Annotated in this window: 21 protein-coding genes; 8 read left to right on the forward strand and 13 right to left on the reverse strand. The window is 68.9% G+C overall.

Features of this window, described 5'->3' with window-relative positions; genetic code table 11:
* Positions 1–115: 115 nt before the first annotated feature.
* From tilS to AC3A3X_RS08325, 3 genes are all read left to right on the forward strand, one after another.
* Positions 116–1,411 (forward strand): tRNA lysidine(34) synthetase TilS, encoded by a 1,296-nt coding sequence (gene tilS / locus AC3A3X_RS08315; protein ID WP_487582556.1) that lies wholly within the window; start codon positions 116–118, stop codon positions 1,409–1,411.
* A gap of 89 nt (positions 1,412–1,500) precedes the next feature.
* Positions 1,501–1,791, forward strand: a complete 291-nt coding sequence (locus AC3A3X_RS08320) for an exodeoxyribonuclease VII small subunit (protein ID WP_487582557.1) — start codon at positions 1,501–1,503, stop codon at positions 1,789–1,791.
* Positions 1,784–2,665, forward strand: a complete 882-nt coding sequence (locus tag AC3A3X_RS08325; protein ID WP_487582558.1) for a polyprenyl synthetase family protein — start codon at positions 1,784–1,786, stop codon at positions 2,663–2,665. The genes AC3A3X_RS08320 and AC3A3X_RS08325 overlap by 8 nt, the downstream gene beginning before the upstream one ends.
* A 90-nt stretch (positions 2,666–2,755) precedes the next feature.
* On the opposite strand, the gene AC3A3X_RS08330 is transcribed toward AC3A3X_RS08325, so the two are convergent.
* Together AC3A3X_RS08330 and pmbA are read right to left on the reverse strand one after the other, a co-directional pair.
* Positions 2,756–3,199 carry a DUF4870 domain-containing protein gene (locus AC3A3X_RS08330; protein WP_487582559.1) on the reverse strand — a complete coding sequence of 148 codons (444 nt, stop codon included), beginning with the start codon at positions 3,197–3,199 and terminating at the stop codon, positions 2,756–2,758.
* A 75-nt stretch (positions 3,200–3,274) separates the two neighbouring features.
* Positions 3,275–4,651 carry a metalloprotease PmbA gene (gene pmbA, locus AC3A3X_RS08335; RefSeq protein WP_487582560.1) on the reverse strand — a complete coding sequence of 459 codons (1,377 nt, stop codon included), beginning with the start codon at positions 4,649–4,651 and terminating at the stop codon, positions 3,275–3,277.
* A gap of 110 nt (positions 4,652–4,761) precedes the next feature.
* On the opposite strand from pmbA, the gene yjgA reads away from it, so the two are divergent.
* Positions 4,762–5,307 carry a ribosome biogenesis factor YjgA gene (yjgA, locus tag AC3A3X_RS08340; RefSeq protein WP_487582561.1) on the forward strand — a complete coding sequence of 182 codons (546 nt, stop codon included), beginning with the start codon at positions 4,762–4,764 and terminating at the stop codon, positions 5,305–5,307.
* A gap of 133 nt (positions 5,308–5,440) precedes the next feature.
* Here the strand turns inward: yjgA and tldD are convergent, their stop codons facing one another.
* The 4 genes from tldD to AC3A3X_RS08360 all read right to left on the reverse strand — a co-directional run bounded on the left by tldD (position 5,441) and on the right by AC3A3X_RS08360 (position 13,023).
* Entirely contained in the window at positions 5,441–6,883 is a 1,443-nt protein-coding gene (tldD, locus tag AC3A3X_RS08345) for a metalloprotease TldD (protein ID WP_487582562.1), read from the reverse strand.
* 168 nt (positions 6,884–7,051) lie between these two features.
* Positions 7,052–10,900 (reverse strand): YhdP family protein, encoded by a 3,849-nt coding sequence (locus tag AC3A3X_RS08350; RefSeq protein ID WP_487582563.1) that lies wholly within the window; start codon positions 10,898–10,900, stop codon positions 7,052–7,054.
* A 48-nt stretch (positions 10,901–10,948) separates the two neighbouring features.
* Positions 10,949–12,442 (reverse strand): ribonuclease G, encoded by a 1,494-nt coding sequence (gene rng / locus AC3A3X_RS08355; protein ID WP_487582564.1) that lies wholly within the window; start codon positions 12,440–12,442, stop codon positions 10,949–10,951.
* On the reverse strand, positions 12,439–13,023 hold the full coding sequence (locus tag AC3A3X_RS08360) for a Maf family protein (RefSeq protein WP_487582565.1): 585 nt from the start codon (positions 13,021–13,023) through the stop codon (positions 12,439–12,441). Before AC3A3X_RS08360 ends, rng begins: the two co-directional genes overlap by 4 nt.
* Positions 13,024–13,145: 122 nt before the next feature.
* Here AC3A3X_RS08360 and AC3A3X_RS08365 point away from each other — a divergent pair, with 122 nt between their 5' ends.
* Both AC3A3X_RS08365 and AC3A3X_RS08370 read left to right on the forward strand, forming a co-directional pair.
* A complete protein-coding gene (locus AC3A3X_RS08365) occupies positions 13,146–13,895 on the forward strand; it encodes an SIMPL domain-containing protein (protein WP_487582566.1) in 750 nt (249 codons plus the stop codon).
* 378 nt (positions 13,896–14,273) lie between these two features.
* The gene (locus AC3A3X_RS08370; protein WP_487582567.1) at positions 14,274–14,972 is read left to right on the forward strand and encodes an energy transducer TonB; all 699 of its coding nucleotides are present in this window, start codon (positions 14,274–14,276) and stop codon (positions 14,970–14,972) included.
* Between the two features lie 42 nt (positions 14,973–15,014).
* On the opposite strand, the gene rlmH is transcribed toward AC3A3X_RS08370, so the two are convergent.
* Positions 15,015–15,485, reverse strand: a complete 471-nt coding sequence (rlmH, locus tag AC3A3X_RS08375) for a 23S rRNA (pseudouridine(1915)-N(3))-methyltransferase RlmH (protein WP_487582568.1) — start codon at positions 15,483–15,485, stop codon at positions 15,015–15,017.
* A gap of 116 nt (positions 15,486–15,601) precedes the next feature.
* Between rlmH and AC3A3X_RS08380 the strand changes: the two genes are divergently transcribed.
* Positions 15,602–17,164, forward strand: a complete 1,563-nt coding sequence (locus AC3A3X_RS08380) for an alkaline phosphatase PhoX (protein WP_487582569.1) — start codon at positions 15,602–15,604, stop codon at positions 17,162–17,164.
* A 213-nt stretch (positions 17,165–17,377) separates the two neighbouring features.
* Here AC3A3X_RS08380 and rsfS read toward each other — a convergent pair whose 3' ends face one another.
* The 5 genes from rsfS to leuS form a co-directional block, all read right to left on the reverse strand.
* Positions 17,378–17,809, reverse strand: coding sequence for a ribosome silencing factor (gene rsfS / locus AC3A3X_RS08385; RefSeq protein WP_200606129.1), 432 nt, complete (start codon positions 17,807–17,809; stop codon positions 17,378–17,380).
* A 34-nt stretch (positions 17,810–17,843) separates the two neighbouring features.
* A complete protein-coding gene (nadD, locus tag AC3A3X_RS08390) occupies positions 17,844–18,521 on the reverse strand; it encodes a nicotinate-nucleotide adenylyltransferase (protein ID WP_487582570.1) in 678 nt (225 codons plus the stop codon).
* A gap of 10 nt (positions 18,522–18,531) precedes the next feature.
* A complete protein-coding gene (gene holA, locus AC3A3X_RS08395; protein WP_487582571.1) occupies positions 18,532–19,608 on the reverse strand; it encodes a DNA polymerase III subunit delta in 1,077 nt (358 codons plus the stop codon).
* Between the two features lie 15 nt (positions 19,609–19,623).
* Positions 19,624–20,241 (reverse strand): LPS-assembly lipoprotein LptE, encoded by a 618-nt coding sequence (locus AC3A3X_RS08400; protein ID WP_487582572.1) that lies wholly within the window; start codon positions 20,239–20,241, stop codon positions 19,624–19,626.
* Positions 20,242–20,445: 204 nt separating this feature from the next.
* A complete protein-coding gene (leuS, locus tag AC3A3X_RS08405; RefSeq protein ID WP_487582594.1) occupies positions 20,446–23,172 on the reverse strand; it encodes a leucine--tRNA ligase in 2,727 nt (908 codons plus the stop codon).
* A 280-nt stretch (positions 23,173–23,452) separates the two neighbouring features.
* Here leuS and AC3A3X_RS08410 point away from each other — a divergent pair, with 280 nt between their 5' ends.
* Positions 23,453–24,778, forward strand: a complete 1,326-nt coding sequence (locus tag AC3A3X_RS08410; protein WP_487582573.1) for a metal-dependent hydrolase family protein — start codon at positions 23,453–23,455, stop codon at positions 24,776–24,778.
* 162 nt (positions 24,779–24,940) lie between these two features.
* Here the strand turns inward: AC3A3X_RS08410 and AC3A3X_RS08415 are convergent, their stop codons facing one another.
* Positions 24,941–25,531, reverse strand: a complete 591-nt coding sequence (locus AC3A3X_RS08415; RefSeq protein WP_487582574.1) for a DUF998 domain-containing protein — start codon at positions 25,529–25,531, stop codon at positions 24,941–24,943.
* Positions 25,532–25,635: the final 104 nt, after the last annotated feature.

Consider the following 25,635-nt stretch of genomic DNA (forward strand, 5'->3'; position numbering starts at 1 on the left):
ACCGTACCTCCATGAAAGGTGTATCGCAGGTATGGGTAAATGGTGCGTCCGCGGCGACGCCAGCACAGCACCAACGATGGGTTGCTGCATTCCAATGCCGTGGCACCATCGGTAGATGCCGCCAGCCCCCCTGCCCGCCCTGCGCGCCGCCCTCCACGACCGTCCTGCGGGGCCCGTGTGCGTGGCCTACAGCGGTGGTCTGGATTCCAGCGTGCTGCTGCACCTGCTGGCGACCACGGCGGGCGAATCACCGTTGCGGGCACTGCACGTGCACCACGGCCTGCATCCGCAGGCCGATGCCTGGTCGGAACACTGCGCGCGGACCTGCGCAACGCTGAACGTGCCGCTGACGGTGGCGCGGGTCAGCGTGGTCCGCGCCGGCGATGGCCCGGAGGCGGCCGCCCGCGCCGCGCGCCACGGCGCCTTCGCTGAAGCACTCACCAAAGGCGAAGTACTCGCACTGGCGCACCACCGCGACGACCAGGCCGAGACCTGGCTGCTGCGCGCCCTGCGCGGCTCGGGCAGCGACGGTCTGGCGGCGATGCGGCGCTGGCGCGGGTTCGGCCACGGCCGGCTGTGGCGGCCGCTGCTCGAGCATCCCCGCGCCGACCTGCTCGCCTACGCCCAGACGCATGACCTGGCCTGGATCGACGATCCCAGCAACAGCGAGACGACGTTCGACCGCAATTACCTGCGCCAGCGGGTGATGCCGCTGCTGCGCGAGCGCTGGCCACATGCCGATGCGGCACTGGCGCGGTCGGCAGGTCTGTCGGCGCAGGCCGGCGAACTGCTCGAAGCAGGCGACATCCAGGCGCTGGCCGACGCGACCACCGCCGATCCGCACTACCTGTCGCGCAATCGCCTTCTGGCGATGCCGGCGACGCGGCGCGCACGGGTGCTGCGCCGCTGGATCGCCACGCTCGGCCTGCCGGCACTGCCGGCCAACGGCATTGCCCGCATCGGGTCCGACGTGCTCGCGGCCGCCGACGACGCGCAGGCCGTGTTCGCCTGGCATGGCGCGGCGGTACGCAGTTGGCGCGACCTGCTGCATGCGGATGTCATCCGGCCGTCCATGCCACTGGACTGGCGCAGCGCGTGGAGCGGGCAAGCACCGCTCGCCCTGCCCCACGGCGGGCAGTTGCGACTGGAAGGCGCGACCTCGCTCGACGCGCAGGCCACCGTGCATGCCCGCCACGGTGGCGAACGCGTCGTCCTGCCCGGCCGCAGCCATTCGCACAGCGTCAAGCACCTGCTGCAGGATCTGGGCGTTCCGCCGTGGCAGCGCGAGCGTCTGCCACTGCTGAGCGACCCCGGCGGCCAGCTGCTCGCCATCGCCGACCTGGCCTTTTCGGCCCAGTTCGATGCCTGGCTGCGCCAGCACGGGGCGCGCCTGGTCTGGAACGACACCTGACGGCACGCAGCCGCCAAACTGCACTGGCGAGCTCTCATTGCCACGCTGTGGCAATTGACCCCCGCCGGGCCCGGTCGCAAACTTCGCCCATGTCGCCCAAAACCACCAATGAAGCCGCCTCGCCCGTGAGCGATTTCGAGCAGTCACTCGATGCGCTCGAACAACTGGTCGAAAAGATGGAACACGGCGAGATGAGCCTGGAAGACTCGCTGGCCGCGTACGAGCGTGGCGTGGGTCTCTACCGTCGCTGCCAGAGTGCGCTCGAGCAGGCCGAACTTCGCGTGCGCCTGCTCAGCGACCCGCAGAATCCGGCCGCCGCCGAGCCGTTCGCCGCCCTGTCGCCGCAGACGCCCACGCAGTCCGACCTCAACGATGTCTGACCTGGCCGTCTGGCGCGAGCGCGCCGACGCCGCGCTCGCGCGAGCCCTGCCCGATCCATCGCTGCCACCACAGCGCCTGCATGCCGCCATGCGCCACGCCGTGCTGCTCGGCGGCAAGCGCATGCGCCCGTTGCTGGTGTACGCCAGCGGCGCCGCGCTCGGCGCAGATGCCGATCCCGATGCGCTGGACGCGCCTGCGGTGGCGGTCGAACTGATCCACGCCTACTCGCTGGTGCATGACGACCTGCCGGCGATGGACGACGACGCCCTGCGTCGCGGCCAGCCGACCGTGCACGTCGCCTACGACGAGGCCACTGCGATCCTCGCCGGCGACGCGCTGCAATCGCTGGCCTTCGAAGTGCTGGCCGCGGCGCCGGTGTCCGATGCGACCCGGGTTGGATTGCTGCGCACACTGGCGACGGCCTCCGGTGCCGCCGGCATGTGCGGCGGCCAGGCCCTCGACCTGGCCGCGACCGGCAACGGCGCGACCGTATCGGTCGACGATCTCGAACGCCTGCACGCATTAAAAACCGGCGCGCTGATCCGGGCCGCGGTGCGGATGGGCGCGCTGTGCGGCGGCGCATCGGCGGCCGAACTCGACAGCCTCGACCGCTATGCCGACGCACTCGGCCTGGCGTTCCAGGTGCGCGACGACATCCTCGACATCGAGGGCGACAGCGCCACCCTGGGCAAGACCGCGGGCAAGGACGTGGCCCAGGACAAGGCGACGTTCCCGGCCCTGATCGGCCTGGATGCGTCGCGTGCGCGGTTGCAGGAATTGAGTGCGGCGATGACGACCGCGCTGGCCTCGTTCGGCGCGCGTGCCGACGCATTGGCCGCATTGGGCCGACTGGCGATCGAGCGCGATCATTGAACTGACAGCCGCTGAGCGGCGGGTGTCATTCCGAACGCAGTGAGGAAACTGCTTTGCAGCAGGTCCTTCACTGCGTTCAGGACGACGTGGTCACTTCACCAGTCGCAGCGTGAACGGATAGCGGTAAGCAACGCCTTCGTTCGACTTCACCGCTGCGATGATCGTGAACACCAGCCAGGCCACGCCGATGATGACCCAGGCCGGGATCGCGATCAGGAAGCCGATGCCCAGGGTAATGAACACCAGCACCCACAGCGCGAAAAACACGATCGCCACGGTGATGTTGTAGTTCAGCGCTTCCTTGGCCTGGTCCTCGACGAAGGGCATGGTGTCCTTCTTCAGCAGCCAGATGATCAGCGGGCCGAGGAACGTGCCCCAGCCGCCGATGCCGGAGGTCAGCACCGCACCTGCGATCGCCGACAGGTGCGCGAACATCGCCCACTGCCGTTGCTCTGCCGAGATAGCGCCGGCCTGGCTTTCCGGGGGCGGCGGAGGCGCGGAGTACGGGCTCGGATCGTTCGGGTTCTCGCTCATGACGGCCTGCTCCCTTGACAGTTGAGGGTCACTTTCCACTCGCGACCGGGTCGGGTCAAGCGTGCGCCCGCCGCCTCACTCGATCGTCTCGCCCGCGACCGTCATCCGCCCGACCAGGATCGAGCCGGTACGCAGGTGCGAACGCGGGTCGACATCGCTGCCGACCGCCTCGATCGCGGCGAACATCGACTTCAGGTTGCCCGCCACGGTGATGCCGTCGACGGGGTACTGGATCTGCCCGTTCTCGATCCAGAAGCCGGCCGCGCCGCGCGAGTAGTCGCCGGTGACGGTGTTGACGCCCTGTCCCATCAGTTCGGTGACCAGCAGGCCGCGGCCCATCCCGGCCAGCATCGCCTCGAAGTCTCCGGCGTTGGCCTCGACCTGGAGGTTGTGCACGCCGCCGGCATTGGCAGTGGTCTGCAGGCCGAGCTTGCGCGCGGAGTAACTGCCCAGGATGTAACGCTGCAGCACGCCGCCCTTCACCAGCGGCGCTTCACGCGTGGCCACGCCTTCGGCGTCGAACGAGCTGGAGCGGAAACCGCGTTGCAGGAAGGGCAGCTCGTCGATGGCGAACCAGTCGGGGAACAACTGCGTACCGGCCGAATCGACCAGGAAGCTGGCGCGGCGGTACAGCGCACCGCCGGAAACGGCGCCAAGCAGGTGGCCGACCAGCGAACGCGCCATCTCGGCCGCGAACAGCACCGGGTACTCGCCAGTCGCAATCTGCCGTGCCTGCAGGCGCGAGGCGGCGCGCTGGGCGGCCTTGCGGCCGATCGTCGCGGCCGACTCGAGGTCGTCGGCGGACAGGCCGATGCTGTACCAGCCATCGCGCTGCATCGCGTCGCCGCGGCCGGCAATCAGGGCGCAGCCGAGGCTGTGCTGGGTGCTGCGCTCGCGGCCGATGAAACCGTGCGAATTGGCGTAGACACTGATGCTCTCGCCGGTGCCGACCGAAGCGCCATCGGAGTTCTCGATGCGCGCATCGGACTCGCGCCCGGCCTGCTCGCAGGCCAACGCCAGGTCGATCGCGCGGTCGGCATCGATCACCCACGGGTGCCAGGAATCGAACTCGCGCAGGTCGCGCGCCATCAGCCCGGCCTCGGCCAGGCCGGCGGCGGCATCGTCCTGCGTATGCAGGGCGATCGCGCAGGCCTGCTCGACGGTGGCGCCCAGGCTCTCCTCGCGCAGGTCGGCGGTGCTGGCGCTGCCCTTGCGCTGGCCGAAATAGACGGTGACGGCGATGCCGCGGTCGCGGGTCGACTCGACCGTCTCGACCTCGCCCATGCGGACGTTGACGTTGAGCCCGGATTCCTCCGAGCACGAGACCTCGGCCTGGGTGGCGCCACTGGCGCGGCAGCGCTCCAGAAGGCGCTGCGACAGCTCCGCCAGGGACTCCAGGCGGGCATGGCTGTCACCGAGGGAGGCGGCGTATTGGGGAGTCAGTTCGTTCAATGGCTTATCCTAGTTGCCTGTGGTTCCGCGGGGTTGGCCCCGGGAGCCTGTTTTTGCCCTCCGCGGCGCCGACGACGGCGCGCGGAGAGAAGTGTCGAGGAAGCAGTGTCATGCGTGGTAGAGACGAAGAATCCGGCGAGTTCCTCAGCCCCAGTCGCAGCCAGAACCGGCGCGAGGCGCTGGAGGTGCTGGCCCTGGGCGAGAAGCTGGTGGCGCTGACCGAGGCGCAGCTGGCGAAGCTGCCGGTGCCCGATTCGCTGCTGCCGCACATCCGCGAGTGCAAGCGCATCACCGCCCACATCGCCCACAAGCGCCAACTGGCGTTCCTGGCCAAGCAGATGCGGCGCGAGGACGACGAGGTCCTCAACGCGCTGCGCGATGCGCTCGACGAGGACGGCGAGGCGGCGCGGCGCGAAGTCGCGGCCATGCACCGTGTCGAAGCCTGGCGCGAGCGCCTGATCGCCGACGGCGACCCGGCCCTGGCGCAGTTGCTCGACGAATACCCGACGGCCGACCGCCAGCGCCTGCGCCAGCTGGTGCGCAACACGATCGAAGAACGCAACCGCAACAAGCCGCCGCATTCGTTCCGGGAGCTGTACCGCGAGCTGCGCGGGGTGATCGTGGGCGGCAGCGATTCCGACGACGCCGACGAATAGCCCCTCTCCCGCTTGCGGGAGAGGGGTTGGGGTGAGGGCAGCTTCTGGCACCGCCGAAAGCGCCCTCATCCGCCCTCCGGGCACCTTCTCCCGCATGCGGGAGAAGGGATAAGGGCCAATGCTTCGGGCGTCATCACGCCTGCGTGCCACCCACCGTCAGCTGGTCGATCAGCAGCGACGGCTGGCCGACGCCGACCGGCACGCTCTGGCCGTCCTTGCCGCACACGCCCACGCCTTCGTCCAGCGCCAGGTCGTGGCCGATCATCTTCACCCGCTGCATCGTTTCCGGGCCGTTGCCGATCAGCGTGGCGCCCTTCACCGGCGCGGTGATCTTCCCGTCCTCGATCAGGTACGCCTCGGTCGCCGAGAACACGTACTTGCCGCTGGTGATGTCGACCTGGCCGCCTCCGAAGTTGACCGCGTACAGGCCCTTCTTCACAGAGCGGATCATTTCTTCCGGATCGTGCTGCCCGGCCAGCATGTAGGTGTTGGTCATGCGCGGCATCGGCAGGTGCGCGAACGATTCGCGACGACCGTTGCCGGTCGGCGTCATGCCCATCAGGCGCGCGTTGAGCGTGTCCTGCATGTAGCCGACCAGGACGCCGTCCTCGATCAGCGTGGTGCAATTGGTCGGCGTGCCTTCGTCGTCGACGTTGAGCGAACCGCGCCGGCCCGGCAGCGTGCCGTCGTCGACGATGGTCACGCCCGGCGATGCGACACGCTGGCCCATGCGCCCGGCGTAGGTCGAGGTGCCCTTGCGGTTGAAGTCGCCTTCCAGACCGTGGCCGACGGCTTCGTGCAGCAGCACGCCCGGCCAGCCACTGCCAAGCACCACCGGCATGATGCCGGCCGGCGCGTCGATCGCTTCCAGGTTCACCAGCGCCTGGCGCAGCGCTTCGCGCGCGAGCTGCTCGGGCTTGTCGCCGTCGAGCAGTTCGGCGTAGCTGTAGCGGCCGCCACCACCGGCGTAGCCGCTTTCGCGACGGCCGTTGTGCTCGACGATCACCTGCACGTTGAGGCGCACCAGCGGACGCACGTCGGCCGCCAGCACACCATCGCTGCGCGCCACCAGGATCGTGTCGACGCCACCGGACAGGCCCACCATCACCTGCTGCACGCGCGGGTCGGCGGCACGCAGCATGCGGTCGATGCGACGCAGCGCTTCGACCTTGGCTTCGTTGGCGTAACCGTCGATCGGATCCTCGGGCACGTAGAGCTCGCGGCCGCCGTTGCGCACCAGCGCATGCGGCGACTGCGTGGAACCGTCGCGTGCGATGGCACGCGCCGACTTCGACGCGGCCAGCAGCGCCTGCGTGTTGATCTCGTCGGAGTAGGCGAAACCGGTCTTCTCACCGCTGATCGCGCGCACGCCCACGCCTTGCTCGATCGAATGCGCACCGTCCTTGACGATGCCGTCCTCGACCGTCCAGCTCTCGCGACGGGCGTGCTGGAAATACAGGTCGCCAAAATCCACGCCCGGCCCGAGCAGGGTGCCGAAAGTGCGTTCAAGGCCGCCGGCATCGAGCCCGGCGGGCAGCAGCAGGCGGGTTTCGGCGATCTGGATGGGCAGGGTCATCGGGTCGGGGGGCTCTTGGGTCTGGGGCTTTGGGGACGTTATACGCTGGACTAGATGCGGGCGAAGTGGCCGGCTTCCAAGGCGGGAATCAAGCGGAGGCTTGTGGGAGGGGCCTTAGCCCGGATGCCTTGCCGGCCACCCATCGGGGCTGAAGCCCCTCCCACCGGCTCAGCGAGCCGGCGGCACCGTGGTCTGGGCCCTGCCCTGTTCGCTGCCGACCACTTCGACCTTGGGCTCTTTCCACGGCCCGGTGACGCGGTAGGTGCGCGAGGCCATCTGGCCCAGCGGTTTCTGCAGCACCGCATTGGCGGCCGCGCCGATCGCCGCGCCGACCGGGCCTGCCGCAATCGCACCGGCCACGGTCAACAGGTTGCCCGCCTTGGGCCGCACTTCGATGGTCTGGTCGAAGCTCTGCGCGCGCAGGTTGGCGCTGCCGCTGATGCTGATCTGCGCGGCCGGGCCGTCGATGGAAATGGCGTCGCTGTGGGCGTTGCCGCCGCTGAAGCGCACCTTGCCGCCGGCGCGGTTGAAGGCGAAGCCCTTGGAGAAGAAATCGCGGAAATCCAGCATCAACCGGCGCGGCAGCTGCGCCAGGCTGAGCAGCCCCAGCACGCGGCCGGCGCCGGGCTCGACTTCGAGCAGGCGCCCGTCGCGGATGTCGGCATCCAGCGAGCCTTCGAGTGTTGCCAGGTTGAAATCGGCAGGGCTGCCGTTCCAGCCGGCGGCGAAATGCATCGTGCCGACACCGCCGGCGAGCTGCTGGCTCATGCCGAAGCCGCCGAGCAGGGCGCCAAGGTCCTTGCTGTCGATCTTCACGTCCATCTGTGTGTGCGCGGCAGCGCCACGCCCGCTCCAGTCGCCGCTGACGTCGAGGTTCTGGCCGGGGCTGCGCATGCGCAGTTGTTCGAAGCGCATGCCGTTGCTGGTCGGACGCGTGCGCAGGTTGGCCTCGCCAAGGTGCGCATCGGCGACGCGCAGCTCGGCGATGTCGATGGTCAGCGGCGGAATCTTTGCCGGATTGAAACCGTCGTTGCCGGCAGCAACCGGTGCCGCGGCGGCGGCCGGCGTTGATCCGCCAGCCGGATTTGGTGCACGCCAGTACACGCGTTCGAAGCGCCCCGCGATCGGCGCACCCTCTCCCGCCGGAATCAGCACGGCACCCTGCAACGCCGCACCTTCGACCTGCACCGCGGTGGCGCCCTGAGCCGCCGGCACCACCACCAGATGGGTATCGGCGAACGCACCGCCGACCAGGTTGAGGCGTTGCGCGGTCACGTCGATGCGCTGCAGACCGAGTCCACCGCCACTGCCGCCATACATCATGGCCACCCAATCGATGGCATCGAGCACCGGCGCCCGTCCCGTGGCCACCAGTCCCTGTGCCGGAGGCGCTTCTTCGACGCGCGTGCTGCCCAGGGCGATGCGTACGCCGGTCTGCGACTTTCCAGGCGCGACTTCGCGGCTGCGCGCGCGCACCGCGATCAGGTTGCCCAGGCTGACGCGGATGTCATCGCTGCCCATCGGCAACGGCGCATCGATCGTCGCGGCCAGCGCATCGCCGGCGGGCTTGCGCAACGGTGCCGGCAGGTTGAGTGCGGTGCCGACGAGGTCGGACCGCAGCTGCAGCGACGTCGGCGCGGTGCGCCCCTTCGCCGCCTTGGCAATGTCGATGCCCACCGTCCAGCGCGAACGACCGTCGACGTACGGCTTGAGCCAGGCCATCTCCGGTGCGCGGTCGAGCAGGCTGGCGATGGTCATGTCGGCATCGAGCCCGGCTTCGAACATGTGCGACTTGTCGCTGACGTAGGCATCGCCCGCAAGCAGGGTCAGGCGCCCGGGCTGGCCGTCATGGCGCACGCGCAGGTCCTTCGCGCCGAAGCCGCCGCGCGCGTACTCGGCGCGGCCGTTGACCTCGTCGAAGGCCAGCTTCCAGCGCGGATCGGCGAGCTTGGCATCCTTGAGTTCGACCGTTCCGCCGATGGCGGTCACCGCACCGGGCATCAGCGGCAATTTCATGTCGAAGCCGACCCGCGCCGCGCCGCTGGCGACGACATTGTTCAGGGTATCGGCATGATCTTGTTGCAGCGGGCTGTTGCGCAGCAGTTCCACCAGTTGGACGGCGTCAGCGCCACCTTGGGCGTCGACCGTGAGCGCGCCACCGCCGTAATGGTCGATGCCCGCGCGCACCTGATCGATGGCGACGCCGGCCAGCCTGCCGCGGCCCTCGACCGTGAAACCGTCGGCAATGAAGGCGACATTGGCATTGAGGCCTTCCACTGCCGGCCAGCCGGGCTGGAACTTGACCACCGCATCTTCGAGCTGCGCCACCGCCTCGAAACGGCCGTTGCGGTCGCGGAACGGCCAGTCGTCCAGGTCGCCCGACACCACCGCGTGGCCGTTGCGCAGCTGTCCGCCGAGCAGGGCCGAGTCGAGCCACCCGATCAGGCGCGGCGACATCTTGTGGTGGATCCAGAAACTCTTGGCGACCGGCACCTGGGTCGGGTCGATGTCGGCGGCGATGTCGATCCAGGGGCGCGAACCATCGCCCTGCCACCACAATCCACCGCGTGCCTGCACGCCGAAGCCATCGCCCTTGATCGCAAGCGCCGGCGTGCCGATGCGCCAGCCGGCGCCCTCGCGCCAGCCGCTGACCATGCCCTGCAGGGCAACGGTATGGGCGACGCCGAAACCGCGCGGCCAGTCGAACACCATCGGCGCCTTCGGGTCGAACACGAAACTGAAGCCATCGGCATCGCCGTCGAATTCGCCGGCCAGTCCGCCCAGGCCGGGCGCATTGCCGGCGGCCTTGAATCCGAACGCGGCGATGCGGGCATGCGTGCGCATCGGCCCGCCACGCACGCCGGCCACTTCGATCCGCTGCAGCGAAACCTGCGGCGTGGTGTTGTGCAGCCACTGGCGAAGCCCCGGTTCGAGGCGATCGCTGAGCGCGGCGGCGGCGAGAAGCGGGCCGGCATCGATGCGATCGGCCAGCATCGCGTAACGGGCACCGCCGGCAATGGCCAGGCCGTCCAGCTTCTGCGCGTGGCCGGCACTGTCGATGCGCAGCTTCGGCGCGTCCGCGCGCCAGCCGCCGTCGACCACGCGCCAGCGCGCACGCGTCTCGATGTGCGGAAACAACACGCGCGGCACAGAGCCGTTGGCCAGTGCCGCGCCACGCAGTCCTACACGGTCCAGCGCTGCGTCAACGATGACCTCGGTGATGCGGTGACCACGCAACTGCGCCCACGCTTCGACGCGCCCCTGCCCCGACTCGCTGCCGACGCCTGCCAGTTGCAACAGCGGGCCCCATGCGGCCAGGTCGGCGCGACGCGTGCCGAGGTAGGCCCGGCCGTCGCCCTGCTTGCGGTCGAAATCGAACACCGCGTCAAGCGGCGACATCGGCGCGCCTGCCACACCCACGCTGGGCCAGGCGCGCACGCCGGCACGCACGCGCGGGCCGTCGACGCGCAGGCGCAGATCGATGCGCGGAATTTGCGCGTCGATGCCCAACTGCGGCGCCATGATCGTCAACTTGCCGCCGATCACCTGCAGCTCACCCAGCCCTTCCAGCGCCGACAGCGGATCGCGTGCAGGCTGCTCCTGGCCCGGCAGGCCGCGCACTTTCCAGCGCGCGTCGTCGCTGCGCTCCAGGGTCAGGTCGAGGCCGCGCAGGCGCAGTTCCGAGAACGCTTGGCCGGGCAGAAGGCCGGCATAGACCGACACCAGCATCTCGGTGTCGCCGACGGTGAACGCCTGGTCGCCCGCGCCGACGCGCAGGTTGTCCAGCCGCAGCAACGGCCCGCGTCGGGTCCAGTCGGTTTCGACCTTGTCGAACGACACCGGCCGGCCGGCACGCTCGGAGAGCCAAGCGGCCACCCGTTCCGGGTTGCTCTCGGCCAGCGGCAGCAACTGGCTGGCGATCGCCAGCACCAGCGCGATCAGCACCAGCACCAGCGCGATGGTGTAGGCCAGGCCGCGACGGGCGATGCGCAGATGGCGGCGCATGGGCGTCGGCATCAAGGCGCTCCGCGGGTGACACACCAAGGCTGGATCAGCGTTGCCTTGTCAGAGCAGGACAACATCAAACTGCTCCTGCGCATACTGGTCGTCGGCCTGGAAGCGGATCGACTTGGCGAGGAACTCCTCCAGCTCGGCCACCGCCGCCGACTCTTCGTCGGTGATGCGCGCCACCACTTTCGGCGAGGCGATCACCAGCAGCCGTTGCGCGTCGAACTGACGCACCTGGCGGACGATGTCGCGGAAAATCTCGTACGTCACCGTCTCCGGCGTCTTGAGCGTGCCGCGTCCGCCACATTCGTGGCAGGGCTCGGACAGCTGCCGCTCCAGGCTCTCGGTGGTGCGCTTGCGCGTCATCTCGACCAGGCCCAGCGGCGAGAAGTCGTAGACGGTGGTCTTGGCGTGGTCGCGCGCGAGCGACTTCTCGAGCTGCCGCAGCACCTGCCGCTTGTGCTCGGAGTCGGTCATGTCGATGAAGTCGATGATGATGATGCCGCCGAGATTGCGCAGGCGCAGCTGGCGCGCCACCGACTGCGCGGCTTCGAGGTTGGTGCGGTACACCGTCTCCTCGAGGTTGCGCTGGCCAAGGAAGGAGCCGGTGTTGATGTCGACCGTGGTCATCGCTTCGGTCTGGTCGATCACCAGGTAGCCGCCCGACTTCAGCGGCACTTCCTTGTCGAGCGCGCGCTGGATCTCGTCCTCGACCCCGTACAGGTCGAAGATGGGCCGTGCGCCGGTGTAGTGCTCGATCTTCTCGTCCAGGCCGGGCATGTACTGCGCCGCGAACACGCGCAGGCGCTCGCAGGTTTCGCGCGAGTCCACGCGGACTTTTTCCACGTCCTTGCGCATCAGGTCGCGGACCGCGCGCAGCGGCAGGTTCAGATCTTCATACACACGCTCGCCGACGCGGGCGCTGCGCGAACGCTCCTCGATCAGGCCCCAGACCCGTCCCAGGTAGGCCACGTCCTCGGCCAGCTGTTCCTCCGGCTGGCCTTCGGCGTTGGTGCGCACGATGTAGCCGTGGCTGTCGCTGGACGGCGCCAGCGAGGTGATGTGCGATTTCAGGCGGGCGCGCTCGGCTTCGTCCTCGATGCGCGCCGACACACCGACCACGCGCGTGCGCGGCAGCAGCACCAGATAACGCGAGGGAATGCTGAGCTGGGTGGTCAGTCGCGCGCCCTTGCTGCCGATCGGGTCCTTGACCACCTGCACGATGATGTCCTGGCCCTCGCGCAGCAGCTCGGCGATCGGCCGCGTCGGCGCCGGCGGCAGCGGGGCCTCCTCGCCTTCGCTGGCGCCTTCGGCGACCGGTACCGGCTTGACGATGTCGGCCGCGTGCAGGAACGCCGCGCGCTCCAGCCCGATCTCGACGAACGCCGCCTGCATGCCCGGCATGACCCGCTGGACCTTGCCCTTGTAGATGTTGCCGACGACGCCGCGGCGCCAGCCGCGTTCGATGTGCAGTTCCTGGAGCATGCCGTTTTCGACCACGGCAACGCGGGTTTCGCGGGGTGTAACGTTGACCAGTATTTCTTCGGTCACTTCAACACTCCGAACTGGCGCAGCAAGGTGGCGGTCTCGTACAGCGGCAGTCCCATGACGCCGGAGTAGCTGCCGGAAAGACGCGTGGTGAACGCCTCGGCCAGCCCCTGGATCGCATACGCGCCTGCGCGCCCGTGCGGCTCGCCGCTGGCAACGTAGTCGTCGATCTGCGACTGGCTGAGCCGGGCGAAGGTGACTTCGGAAACCGAGACGGCCTGCGCCTCGCGCGACGGCGAGACCAGCGACACTGCCGAGATCACCTGGTGGGTACGCCCGGAGAGCCTGCGCAGCATCGCCGCGGCATCGGTATCGTCGGCCGGCTTGCCGAACACTTCATCGTCGAGCACGACCTCGGTGTCGGAACCAAGCACGACCGCGGCGGGGTTGCCGACCACCTTGAGCAGTCCGGCCCCGGCCTTCTCGCGGGCGACCCGGCGCACGTAGGATTCGGCCGGCTCGCCGGGCTGCGGGTGCTCGGGGATGTCCAGGTCGAGCACGCCGAACTCCAGGCCGGGCTGGCTCGACAGGAGCCGGCCCAGCAATTCGTGCCGGCGCGGGGATTTGGAGGCGAGGTAAAGCATCTGCGAAAGCATAACCCGCGCTGACTGCGCGGCAGCGCGCGCAACGTCACTCAACCCCGACCGGGCTCACGAATCGTTCACTGCACCATCCAGACCCTAGCCCCAACCTCAAGGAGTTGTTCATGCATCTGCCGTCTTCCCGCCTGGCCCTTCGCCCGTTCGTGCTGGCCGCCGCCCTCGCCTTTGGAGCATTCCCCGTCGTGAGTCCCGCCCAGACCACCCCGTACGTTGCAACCGACGGCACCCTGCTGTCGGTGTCGGCCCAGGCCGAGTCCCGCCGTGCGCCGGACATCGCCACGCTCTCCACCGGCGTGGTGACCCAGGCCGCCGACGCCAATTCGGCCATGCGCGCCAATGCCGAGCAGATGACCAAGGTGGTGGCGGCGATCAAGGCCGCCGGGATCGCCGAACGCGACATCCAGACCAGCGGCGTCAACCTCAACCCGCAGTACAAGTACGGCGACAACCAGCCGCCGACGATCACCGGTTACCAGGCGCAGAACACGGTCAACATCACGGTCCGCGACATCGGCAAGCTCGGAAAGATCATGGATGCGCTGGCCGCCACCGGTGCCAACCAGATCAACGGCCCGACCTTCGACATCGACGATGCCAGGAAGGGCGAGGCCTACGACGAGGCGCGCCGGGCCGCGGTCGAGAAGGCGCAGACGCGCGCGCAGATGTACGCCAAGACGTTGGGGCTGAAGGTCCGCCGCATTGTCAGCATCAGCGAGGGCGGCAGCTTCGCGCCGCCGCGGCCGATGCCGATGATGGCCATGGCCCGCGGCAAGGAAGCCTTCGACACGCCGATCGCGGCGGGCGAGAACACGCTGTCGGTCAGCCTGGATATCGTCTTCGAACTGGGGAACTGACTGGGACGGGACCCGGGAAAAACGTTCTTCTCCCAAGTGAGGTAGGGCAACGACACTGGGTCCCCGCCTTCGCGGGGATGACGGTCCTCCAGCAACGGTGAGAGCCCCTCTCCCGCGTGCGGGAGAGGGGTTGGGGTGAGGGCCGCCGAAGACCGGGCAATGCCCAAGCAGCAAGAGCACCAGCAAAAGCAGGGTCCCTCACTGCGTTCGGCACGACAAGCAACGTCAACCTTCACGCTCTTCACGCAAAGAAGTACCGAAAAAATGCCCCATCAGGCCCGCCCAGTGCGGGCCTGATGCTTTTTTGCGGGTGCTTCAAACCCCGTTGCCGACATGGATGCGTTTGCCGCAAGTGCAGACCACACCAGGAGGCACGCCATGTCGAATGCAATTGCCCTGCGCCATCAGGCCGGTTCGTTCCAGGTCCCTCGCTTCGATGGCAGCCGCCTCGATGGCGGCCGCATCGCCGCCAGTGCCAGTGCGATCGCCGTCAATGCGGTGGTGTTGATGCTGCTGATGGTGCCGCTGGTGAAGTACTCGCCGCCTTTGCAGGACGACTCCATCCAGGTGGTCGATATCGTCCCGCGCAAGCCGGTCGAGCCACCACCGCCCCGTCCGCAGGACGTCACGATCGAACGCACGCCGCCCAGGACCGTTCCTGTGCCATCGCAACGGCTGGCGCCGGCGGAGACGACCGTCACCGAAGCGGTGGTCGGCGCCCGGCCGGGTGACGAGGCGCTGCCGCCGGTGGAACCGGGTACGCCGGAGGGATCGACGGGAGAGTCGCTCGGCTCCGCCAGTGCTTCGGTGCTGCAGGCCTTGTCGGCACCGGCGCCGTCCTACCCGCGCGATGCAATGCGACAGGGCCTGACCGGCACGGTCGAACTGGAGATCCTGGTCGGCATCGATGGCCGCCCGCTGGATGTGCGCGTGGTGCGCAGCAGCGGTCATCGCGTGCTCGACCAGGCGGCCAGGCGCGCGGTGCTGGCGCAGTGGACGTTCCAGCCGGCCTTCCGCAACGGCCAGGCGGTGCAGGCGCTGGGACGGGTGCCGATCGAGTTCAAGCTGGCGCGGTGAGCGATCTGCCCGGGCTGCGGTTCACGTAGCCCGGGCCGTCGATCAGGCGCGGTGGTAAGGGTGGTTCGCCAGTAACGCTGCAGCCCGGTACAACTGCTCGGCCGCAACCAGCCGCACCAGCATGTGCGGCAGCGTCAGCGGTCCCAGCGACCACGACTCGTCGCCGCGTGCGATGACTTCAGGCGCATGGCCCTCCGGCCCACCGATCAGGAAGGCCAGGTCGCGGCCCTGCCGGCGCCAATGCTCCAGCCGCTGCGCCAGTTGTTCCGACGACCAGGTGCGGCCGCGCCCGTCGAGGGTGACCACGCAGGCATTCTTCGGCAGCGCGGCCAGCACGCGCGCGCCTTCGTCCTGGGTTGCACGCGCGGCGTCGCGGCCCTTGCCTCGCAGGCCTGGCTCGATCTCGACCAGCTCCAGCGGCAGCCAGTGCGAGAGGCGCTTGCGGTATTCGCCGAAGCCTTCGGCCACCCAGCGCGGGGCGTGCTCGCCGACGGCGATCAATTTCGCTTTCATCTGTGTGAATGTTACCGGTAGAGCGTCACGGTCCGGCGCACTGACTCGGCGATGTCATCGTCCGGCCACGCCGGGCACCTAGGTTGCAGGCTCCTCCAGCCCCGCAGGAGCCGCAGATGAATGCGTTGGATCTCTCCCGCCGCCAGGTCCTCAAAGGCGGTGCCGCCGCCATGGCGGTTGGCGCCATGAGCAGCCTTGGTGCGTTGTACTCGCGCCAGGCGCTGGCCGCCGGCGACCCTACCCGACTCGCCCCGATTCCAGGCCGTTACGGCCCGCTCGCCCCGGTCGCCGACCGCGCCACCGGACTGCCGCTGCTGCAGTTGCCGCGCGGCTTCAGCTACCGCTCCTTCGGCTGGAGCGGCGACGTGATGAGCGACGGCCAGCCCTGCCCCGACCGCCACGACGGCATGGCCGTGGTCGGCCTGCGCCGGCCCGGCTCGCGACCGCGCGACCACAAGCACGACAAGCACGACCACGACCATGGTCGCGGCCGCGGTCACGAACTGGTGCTGATCCGCAACCACGAACGCGGCGGCGCCAGCCCGATCAAGGCACCGGGCGTGTACGACAGCGGCGACATCGGCGGCGGCCAGGTCGCCGGCGGTGGCACGACCACGATGACCTGGCGCAATGGCGAATGGCGCAGCATCGAGGCCAGCCTCGGCGGCACCCTGGTCAACTGCGCCGGTGGCCCGACCCCGTGGGGCAGCTGGCTGACCTGCGAAGAGATCAAGACCGATGCAGTGTCGAGCACCGGCAAGAAACACGGCTACGTATTCGAGGTGCACGCCGAAGCCGAACGCACCAACGGCCGGCCGCTGGTCGGGCTGGGCCGTTTCAGCCACGAAGCCGTGGCCATCGATCCGCGCACCGGCGTGGTCTACCTGACCGAGGACGACCGCAACAAGGCCGGCCTGTACCGCTTCATCCCCAACGACCGCGCCGGCCGCTACGGCTCGCTCGAGCACGGCGGTCGCCTGCAGGCCGCGCGCGTGCGCCGCCAGCCCAATGCCGACCTCACCGTCGCCGCAATCGGCGACGAATACGCGCTGGAATGGGTCGACATCCCCGATCCGGACCTGGACAGCATCGTCGCGCCGACCGGCTTCCCCGACATTTCCGCGGGCGAGACCCTGAGCGGCCCGTTCGCGCAGGCGTGGAGCGCGGGCGCACTGCGCATGAGCCGCGGCGAAGGCATCTGGCACAGCTACGGCAAGATGTTCATCGTCGACACCAGCACCGGCGTCGATGCACAAGGTCGCAAGGGATTCGGCAACGGTGCGGTGTGGGTGCTCGACCTGCTCACCCAGCGCCTGCGCGCGCTGTTCGTCAGCGGCAACCAGCTGGCTGCACACAATCCCGACAACATCACCGTGAGCGGCCGCGGCGGCGTGCTGCTGTGCGAGGACGGCGGCGAAAGCCCGGACCAGTACGGCCCCGGCGCGCGGCTGATCGGGCTGACCCGGCAAGGCGAGTCGTTCTACTTCTGCAAGAACAACATCGAACTGACTTCGACCCAGATCAGCAACGCCGGCAAGGTCATCCCCGAAGGCGATTACCGCGAGAGCGAGTTCTGCGGTGCGTGTTGGGATCCTTTCAGCCAGACGCTGTTCGTCAACATCCAGACGCCGGGGATCACGGTGGCGATCACGGGGCCGTGGGAGCGCGGGCACTTGTAACCCACCACAAGAGCCAAGTCACTGGGTCCCCGCCTCCGCGGGGATGACGGTCTTCCAGATGACGTTGGGAGCCCCTCTCCCATTTATGGGAGAGGGGTTGGGGTGAGGGCCGCCGAAGACCGGGAAACGAAGCGCCGAAACGTTGTCCGACGACGATCGCCGCAAAACAAAAACGGCGCCAACAAGGGCGCCGTTTTCGAAGCTCAGAAGAAGTCAGCGACGCCGGCCGTAGCCAACCTCGTATTCCTCGTCCTCTTCCATGCCCGGCGGCTGGTCGCCGACCGTCCACAGACGCTCGAGCGCGTAGAACTCGCGAACGCGCGGCAGCATGACGTGGACGACGACATCGCCCAGGTCGACCAGCACCCATTCGGCTTCGCGCTCGCCTTCCACGCCCAGCGGCTGGACGTCGAGCTTCTTGGCGAACTTGACGACTTCGTTGGCGATGGACTTGACGTGGCGCGTCGAGGTCCCCGAGGCGATCACCATGTAGTCGGTGACGCTGCTTTTGCCGCGCACATCGATCTCGACGACATCCTTGGCCTTCAGTTCCTCGACCGCGGCGTGGACCGTCTTGAGCAGGAGATCTACCGGCGGCGGCGGGTCGGGCAAGCGGGTCTTGATGACTTGTGCTTCGGTACTCAAGGGGCGATGGCTCTCGGCGCGGGGGTTACGAAGATTATAACGGAGCCGGTGTTACGTCCCGGACGGCGTACAGACCGTGACGGCGGATGTACTCGGCCACCGCCGCCGGCACCCAGTCCTGCCAGGGCTCGCCAGCGGCGATCCGGCGACGCAGCTCGGTCGACGATTCAGGACGCTGCAGGGCCAGCTCGAACGCCGCGAAGCCGCCTGCAGGGGCTTGCGAGAGTTCCAGCGCATCCCGCCAGCGCGGCGCGACCTGCGCGTGGACCTGCGGCGACTGCCCGCCGATCGTGGCCGCGTCCAGGTGCGACCCCGGCCGTGCCACGGCCAGGATGTGAGCGAACTCGAACAATTCCTGCCAGCGGTGCCAGGTGTGCAGCTGCAACAGCGAATCGCCGCCCAGCATCCACACGATCGGCGCCTCCGGGCCCAGCTCCTGGCGCAGCTCGCGCAGGGTGTCGACGGTGTAGGACGGCCCTTCTCGGTGCAACTCCCTGCGATCGACCTTGAGGCCGGCCTCCCCGGCCAGCGCCAGGTCGAGCATGCGCGCGCGCGCCGAGGCATCGGCGTGGGTCGCATCCTTGTGCGGCGGGTCGGCCGCGGGGATCAGGTGGACCTGCGCCGCCAGCGCGTCGCGGACGGCGCGAGCCACCGCCAGATGACCGCAATGGACCGGATCGAAGGTGCCGCCGTAGTAGATACGCAGCGTCATGGCCGGGGACTCAGCCGCGCGGGACGGTGAGCAGCTTTGCCGCGCGGGGTTCCGCCACGGCCAGCAGCAGTCGTTCCAGCGCCAGCCAGGCGTCGCTCGGCTCCTCGCCGATGCGCCAGCGGCCCTTGGCGATGCGATCGACGCGACCGGCCTCGGCCACGAACGCATCCCAGCGCGGCGCGGCATGCCGCTGCAGCGCGCGACGGTACATCGGCTGCTTCGAATCCCAGATGCGCTGCGCCTTGAATTCGCCGGCGAGATTGCCGCCTTTCGCCTGCACGCGGGCCAGCGCAGCGGCGCGTTGCAGTTCCATCACCACCATGCCCAGCAGCGCCGGCACGGCCTCGCCCTCGGCACGCAATCCGGCAAGCATGTGCGCGACCTGCGCGCCGTTGCCATTCATCGCCGCGTCGACCAGGCGGAACACGTCGTAGCGCGCGGCGTCGGCAACCAGGGCGGTGATCTTCGCACTGTCGAGCGTGCTGCCATCGGACAACAGGGCGAGCTTGTCGATCTCCTGCGCAGCGGCGAGCAGATTGCCCTCGACGCGATCGGCGAGATTCTGCACGGCGTCGCGATCGGCACGCAGGCCGTGCTGGCGAAGGCGACGCTCGATCCAGTCCGGCAGTTCGTGCGGCTTCACCGCCCAGGCAACGGCGACCAGGCCGATGCGACCGATCGCTTCGCTCCACTTGCCGCCGTGCTGCTTGCTCCACTCGCCGGCGGTGACCATCAGGACCACGTCCATCGGCGGGTCGGCGCAAAAGTCGCTGATGACTTCGGCGCCTTCCTTGCCCGGCTTGCCGCTGGGCAGGCGCACTTCGACCAGGCGCCGGCTGGCGAACAGGCTCGGTGCGCGGAAGCTGGCAGACAAACCATTCCAGTCCGGCTCGCGCTGGTTGCCTTCGGCTTCGAACACCTCGCGTTCTGCGATCCCCTGTCGGCGTGCCGCGGCACGCACCGCGTCGGCGGCCTCGAGCACGCGCAGCGGCTCGGGGCCGGCAATCAGGTAGGCCGGACGCAACGGCGGCGGCGTGGCCTGCTCCAGGCCAAGCTGGGCGACCAGCTGTTCCGGCTTGAGTTCCATTTCAGCGGCGCAGGCTCAGCGCGGCGTGTCGCCGCCGCCCTCTGCCGGCGTGGCAGGTGCGGCGGGCGCCGCCGGCGTTGCCTCGACCTGCGCCGGCGTTGCTGCCGGCACGGCGCTTGTGTGGCGGGCGACGGCATCCAGGCGCCGCAGTACCGACGCCACCATCTCGCGGCGCATTTCGCCCTGCAGGATCTCGCGCTCGCCTTCGGTACCGATCGACTGCACCGGATTGGAGACGTAGTCGCGCGCCAGCTCGATGGTCTGGCGCGGAACCGGCGTGGTGCCATCGGGCTTGCGCACTTCGAAGGTCACCGCGTAACGCAACGAGTACTCCTGCGCGCGGCCCAGTTCGTCGAGTGCGATCGGCCGGTCGCCCCACTGTTCGCCGAGCAGGTCGAGCACGGTGGCTTCGTCGGTGTCCTCGGTGGCAGGCGTGGCACCGGCGCGGGTCAATGCCTGCGCCAGCGATTCGGCCAGCGGGCTGTAGCGGTCGGCGGACACCACGCGCACCGGTCCCATGTCGGGCGGCAGCACGAGGGCGTTGCGCAGATGGAAGCCGCAGGCCGACACGGCCAGGGTGAGGGCCAGCGCTGCGCTGGCGGGGATCATGCGGCGGATCGAGTGACGGATCATGGGTGCAGTCTGGACGAGGGCTCTGTTGCCATCAATAGCGCGCGTCTGCCGGCTGCCACCGATGCCAACTTCATTCAGCGAAACCCCGGCCGTCATCCCGGCGGACGCCGGGATCCAGGACGAAGACCGGGCATCGCAGCGGCCGCGTGCTGACAGGTTGCGGGCCTGGGTCCCGGCGTTCGCCGGGACGACGGCTCGGGGTCGTCAGCCAGCGACGATATTCACTATCTTGCCCGGCACCACGATCACCTTGCGCACCGTCAGGCCTTCCATGTACTTGGCCACGTTCGGCTCGGCCAGGGCCAGGCGCTCGGCCTCTTCCTTGCCGATGTTCACCGGCACGTCGATGGTGCCGCGCAGCTTGCCGTTGACCTGCACCGCCAGCGTCACCGCGTCGCGCACCAGCGCGGCCGGATCGGCGACCGGGAACGGCACGTCCTCCAGCAGCGTCTCGGCGTGGCCCAGTGCCTGCCACAGCGCATGGCACACGTGCGGCGTGACCGGGTTTAGCAGCAGCACCATCACCTGCAGGGCTTCGTGGCGCACGGCACGGCCCTGGTCGCTCATGTCGTCGAACCTGGAGACATGGTTGAGCAGTTCCATCAGCGCCGCGATCGCGGTGTTGAAGCTGTGGCGGCGGCCGTAGTCGTCGCCGACCTTCTGGATGGTCTCGTGCAGCTGGCGGCGCAGCGTCTTCTGCGCAGCGTCGAGCTGCGCCGCGTCCACTTCCGGATGGTCCGGCTGGGCGACGTGCTCGAGCACCTCGCGCCAGAAGCGGCGCAGGAAGCGCGACATGCCTTCCACGCCGGCCTCGTTCCACTCCAGCGACTGTTCCGGCGGCGCGGCGAACATCGAGAACAGGCGCACCGTGTCGGCGCCGTACTTGCCGACCATCAGCTGCGGGTCGACGCCGTTGTTCTTCGACTTCGACATCTTCTCGGTGCCGCCGATCACCACCGGCTTGCCGTCGGCCTTCAGCGTCGCACCGGTGATGCGGCCGCGCTCGTCGCGGATCACCTCGACGTCGGCCGGGTTGATCCAGTCCTTGGAGCCGTCGGCGTTGTCGCGATAGAACGTCTCTGCGATCACCATGCCCTGGGTGAGCAGGTTGATCGCCGGCTCGTCGCTGCCGACCAGGTCCTGGTCGCGCATGAGCTTGTGATAGAAGCGGAAGTACAGCAGGTGCAGGATCGCGTGTTCGATGCCGCCGATGTACTGGTCGACCGGCGTCCAGTACCTGGCGCGCTCGTCGACCTGCTGCTGCGCGCCCGGCGAGGTGTAGCGCGCGTAGTACCAGCTCGACTCCATGAAGGTGTCGAAGGTGTCGGTCTCGCGCTCGGCCGCGCCGCCGCACTGCGGGCAGGTGGTCTGGCGCCAGGTCGGATCGGACTTGATCGGCGAAGCAACGCCACTGAAGGCGACATCCTCCGGCAACACCACCGGCAACTGGTCTTCAGGCACCGGCACGTCGCCGCACTTGCCGCACAGGATCACCGGGATCGGGCAACCCCAGTAGCGCTGGCGGCTCACGCCCCAGTCGCGCAGGCGGAAGTTGACGCGACGCTGACCGCTGCCGTCGGCCTCGAAACGGGCCGCCAGCGCATCGAGCGCCTGCTGGAATTCCATGCCGTCGAATTCGCCGGAATTCACCAGCCAGCCGCGCTCGGTATAAGCCGACTCCTCGGCGATACGACGCTGGAATTCCTCCACTACCTGCACTGCGGCCGTGGTCTCGTAGACATCGACGGCGCCGGCGCCGCCGAGCGCGCTGCGCATCGGGTCGTCGTGGCGGGCCAGGTGCTGGCCGATCTCGGCCAGAGCATCACGCACCTCGGCCGGCACGATCACCATGCGGATCGGCAACACGTAGCGCTGGGCGAACTCCCAGTCGCGCTGGTCGTGCGCGGGCACGGCCATGACCGCGCCGGTGCCGTAGTTCATCAGCACGAAGTTGGCGACGAACACCGGCAGTTCCTCGCCGGTGACCGGATGGATGGCGCGCAGGCCGGTGTCGCGGCCGCGCTTTTCCTGGGTCTCGAGCTCGGCTTCGGTGACGCCGCCCTTCTTCAGATCGGCCAGGAAGTCGGCCAGCTCGGCATCCTTCTGCGCCGCCGCCAGGGCCAGCGGATGCTCGCCGGCGATGGAAACGAAGGTGACGCCCATCAGCGTGTCCGGGCGCGTGGTGAACACGCTCAGCGGTGCGACGGCATTGCCATTTTCATCGCGCACGTCAAAGCGGATCTCCAGGCCTTCGCTGCGGCCGATCCAGTTGCGCTGCATGGTCTTGACCGCATCCGGCCAGCCCGGCAACGCGTCCAGGCCGTCGAGCAGCTCCTGCGCGTAATCGGTGATCTTGAGGAACCATTGGGGTATTTCGCGCTTTTCCACCAGCGCGCCTGTGCGCCAGCCGCGGCCGTCGACGACCTGCTCGTTGGCCAGCACGGTCTGGTCGACCGGATCCCAGTTGACCACCGAGTTCTTGCGGTAGGCCAGGCCCTTCTTCATCAGGCGCACGAACATGCGCTGCTCGTGCACGTAGTACGACGGCTGGCAGGTGGCGAACTCGCGCGACCAGTCGATCGCGTAGCCCATCTGCTTGAGCTGCGCCTTCATGTGGGCGATGTTGGCGTAGGTCCACTTGGCCGGCGCGGTCTTGTTCTTGATCGCGGCGTTCTCGGCCGGCAGGCCGAACGCGTCCCAGCCCATCGGCTGCAGCACGTTGTGGCCGGTCATGCGCTTGTAGCGGCTGATGACGTCGCCGATGGTGTAGTTGCGCACATGGCCCATGTGCAGCGCGCCCGACGGGTACGGCAGCATCGACAGGCAGTAGTACTTGGGCTTGTCCGAACGCTCGTCGACCTCGAAGGCGCGGCTGTCGTCCCAATACCCCTGGGCGGCGGCCTCGATGGCAAGCGGATCGAAGGCCCGGATGTCGGTGGCGTTCGGATCTGCGACGGTTTGAGCGGCTTCGACGTCTGTGGACACGGGGGCAAGGGAAAGCTAGGGGAAGACCGCCAAGCCTACCGCAGTGCACAAAAGGCCGCTATTCCGCGGCCGGTGGCCTGGGCACCCGGGATGCGGGCCAGCGCACCGCGACCGGCATGCGCGGCCGCCGCATCGTGACCGCCGGCACGGCCGCCTGCGACCAATGGCCCAGGAGCCAGGCCTGCCCGCGCGGCTAGAGTAGGCGCTTCGTCTGGGGAGATACCGAATGCGCCTGTCCACGCTCGTCCTGTCCTTGAGCACCGCCCTGGCGGCCGTGCCGGCCTTCGCCGCCGCCGACAGCTATGCGCTGCAATGCGGGCAGTTGTTCGACGCCCGCGCCGGCAAGGTGCTGGGGCCGCACACGATCATCGTGCGCGCCGGCAAGGTCGCCGAAGTGGCGTCCGGCGCGGCCGACAGCGCCGGGCTGGAGCGCATCGACCTGTCGGGCCACACCTGCACGCCCGGCTGGACCGACCTGCACGTGCACCTGGAAAGCCAGTCGAGCCCGCAGAGTTATTCGGAAGGCTTCCGCCTCGACCCGGTCGACTTCGCCTTCCGCTCGGTCGGCTATGCCAACAAGACGCTGATGGCCGGCTTCACCAGCGTGCGCGACCTCGGCGGCGAGGTCAGCCCGCACCTGCGCAACGCGATCAACCAGGGCCTGGTCGACGGGCCGCGGATCTGGGCGGCCGGCAAGTCGATCGCCACCACCGGCGGCCACGCCGACCCCACCAACGGCTACAACGATGCGCTGTCGCACCTGATCGGCCCGCCCGGCCCGACCGATGGCGTGATCAACTCGATCGACGATGCCCGCCAGGCCGTACGCCAGCGCTACAAGGAAGGCAGCGACGTGATCAAGATCACCGCCACCGGCGGCGTGCTGTCGTACGCCAAGTCCGGCGACGCGCCGCAGTTCACCGTCGAAGAGGTCAAGGCGATCGTCGACACCGCCAAGGACTACGGTTACCGCGTCGCCGCCCATGCCCACGGCGAAGAGGGCATCAAGCGCGCAGTGCTTGGCGGCGTGACCTCGATCGAGCACGGCACCTACATGAGCCCGGAGGTGATGTCGCTGATGAAGCAGCACGGCACCTGGTACGTGCCGACGATCTACGCCGGCCGCTTCGTCGCCGACAAGGCCAAGATCGACGGCTACTTCCCGGAGGTGGTGCGGCCCAAGGCGATCCGCATCGGCGCGCTGATCCAGGACACCGCCGGCAAGGCCTACAAGAACGGCGTCAAGATCGCCTTCGGCACCGACATGGGCGTGGGCCCGCACGGCGACAACGCGCGCGAGTTCATCTACATGACGGAAGCCGGCATCCCGGCGGCGGTGGCGCTGCAGGCAGCGACGATCCGCGCCGCCGAAGTGCTCGGCGTCGACGACCAGGGCGTGATTGAAATCGGCAAGCGCGCCGACATCGTCGCGGTGCCCGGCAATCCGGTCGAGGACATCAATGCGGTGATGAAGGTCGACTTCGTGATGAAGGACGGCAAGGTCTATCGCCAGCCCGGGTCGCAACCTGCCGAGGCGTCGGCAGCGCTGTAAGGCCCGTCGTCCCGGCGAACGCCGGGACCCAGGCCCGTACCCGTTCCCACTTGTCACGTCATCCCGGCGAACGCCGGGATCCATTTGCCGTTGCTCGTCGCCAGTCAGAGACAACGTCCCTGGGTCCCCGCCTTCGCGGGGATGACGGTCAGCGAGGAAACGTCAGCGTCGCCGCGATGCACCCCAGACGCACGCCAACCACAGCGCCAGCAGCACGCGCTGCGCGATCGGCCCCGGCACCCATGCGGTCGGCAACGCGTTGAGAGCGATCGCCAGCGCCCCTGCGGCGATGTAGAGCCCCGCCCAGCCGGCCCAGCCCGGAGACTTGCGCACGCCGAACCCCAGCAGTACCGCGCCAGGCGCGAACGACAGCCACCACAGCAGCCACGCGGTCGCATGCCGCTGGCTGCGGGCATTCTCCGGATCGGCAGGGTCGAGAGGCCACAACCCCTGCGCCGCGAATGCCAGCGCCGAGATCGCCAGCATCCACACGCCAATCGCGGCGCTGCGGCCGGCGCCGTCGGGCAAGCGCGCGCGCAGGCGCACCGCCACTATTGCCGCCAGCAGTCCCGGCACGACGAAACACAGCAGGTTGAAGGCAACGGCCCGCGGAACACCGCGTGCACCCAGCAGCGCGATCGGGTGCTGCAGGTGCGAAAACGGCTCGAATGCAGCGGCGAAGGCGAAAATCGCGCCGGCACAACACAGCACCGCCAGGGTGCCGGCGTGGCGATCGAACGACGTGGAGGTCAACGTGGCAATTCGGCTGCGTGCGCTAGGGTTCACGAGGGTCCGGCAATTCGGAGCAACGGCCCTTCATGCTAGCGTGCCGACCGCCCCGGCAATGCTTGCCAAGC

This window comes from Lysobacter sp. Soil_N_23 (genome assembly GCF_057656135.1).

Bases quoted from the DNA above. Each gene is read 5' to 3' on its own strand.
- AC3A3X_RS08370 (WP_487582567.1), top strand. From the start codon at position 14,274: ATGTCGAATGCAATTGCCCTGCGCCATCAGGCCGGTTCGTTCCAGGTC.
- tldD (WP_487582562.1), bottom strand. From the start codon at position 6,883: ATGACCCTGCCCATCCAGATCGCCGAAACCCGCCTGCTGCTGCCCGCC.
- AC3A3X_RS08410 (WP_487582573.1), top strand. From the start codon at position 23,453: ATGCGCCTGTCCACGCTCGTCCTGTCCTTGAGCACCGCCCTGGCGGCC.
- AC3A3X_RS08320 (WP_487582557.1), top strand. From the start codon at position 1,501: ATGTCGCCCAAAACCACCAATGAAGCCGCCTCGCCCGTGAGCGATTTC.
- tilS (WP_487582556.1), top strand. From the start codon at position 116: ATGCCGCCAGCCCCCCTGCCCGCCCTGCGCGCCGCCCTCCACGACCGT.
- nadD (WP_487582570.1), bottom strand. From the start codon at position 18,521: ATGACGCTGCGTATCTACTACGGCGGCACCTTCGATCCGGTCCATTGC.
- AC3A3X_RS08365 (WP_487582566.1), top strand. From the start codon at position 13,146: ATGCATCTGCCGTCTTCCCGCCTGGCCCTTCGCCCGTTCGTGCTGGCC.
- yjgA (WP_487582561.1), top strand. From the start codon at position 4,762: ATGCGTGGTAGAGACGAAGAATCCGGCGAGTTCCTCAGCCCCAGTCGC.
- AC3A3X_RS08400 (WP_487582572.1), bottom strand. From the start codon at position 20,241: ATGATCCGTCACTCGATCCGCCGCATGATCCCCGCCAGCGCAGCGCTG.
- AC3A3X_RS08350 (WP_487582563.1), bottom strand. From the start codon at position 10,900: ATGCCGACGCCCATGCGCCGCCATCTGCGCATCGCCCGTCGCGGCCTG.
- AC3A3X_RS08325 (WP_487582558.1), top strand. From the start codon at position 1,784: ATGTCTGACCTGGCCGTCTGGCGCGAGCGCGCCGACGCCGCGCTCGCG.
- rlmH (WP_487582568.1), bottom strand. From the start codon at position 15,485: ATGAAAGCGAAATTGATCGCCGTCGGCGAGCACGCCCCGCGCTGGGTG.
- AC3A3X_RS08330 (WP_487582559.1), bottom strand. From the start codon at position 3,199: ATGAGCGAGAACCCGAACGATCCGAGCCCGTACTCCGCGCCTCCGCCG.
- holA (WP_487582571.1), bottom strand. From the start codon at position 19,608: ATGGAACTCAAGCCGGAACAGCTGGTCGCCCAGCTTGGCCTGGAGCAG.
- AC3A3X_RS08360 (WP_487582565.1), bottom strand. From the start codon at position 13,023: ATGCTTTACCTCGCCTCCAAATCCCCGCGCCGGCACGAATTGCTGGGC.
- AC3A3X_RS08380 (WP_487582569.1), top strand. From the start codon at position 15,602: ATGAATGCGTTGGATCTCTCCCGCCGCCAGGTCCTCAAAGGCGGTGCC.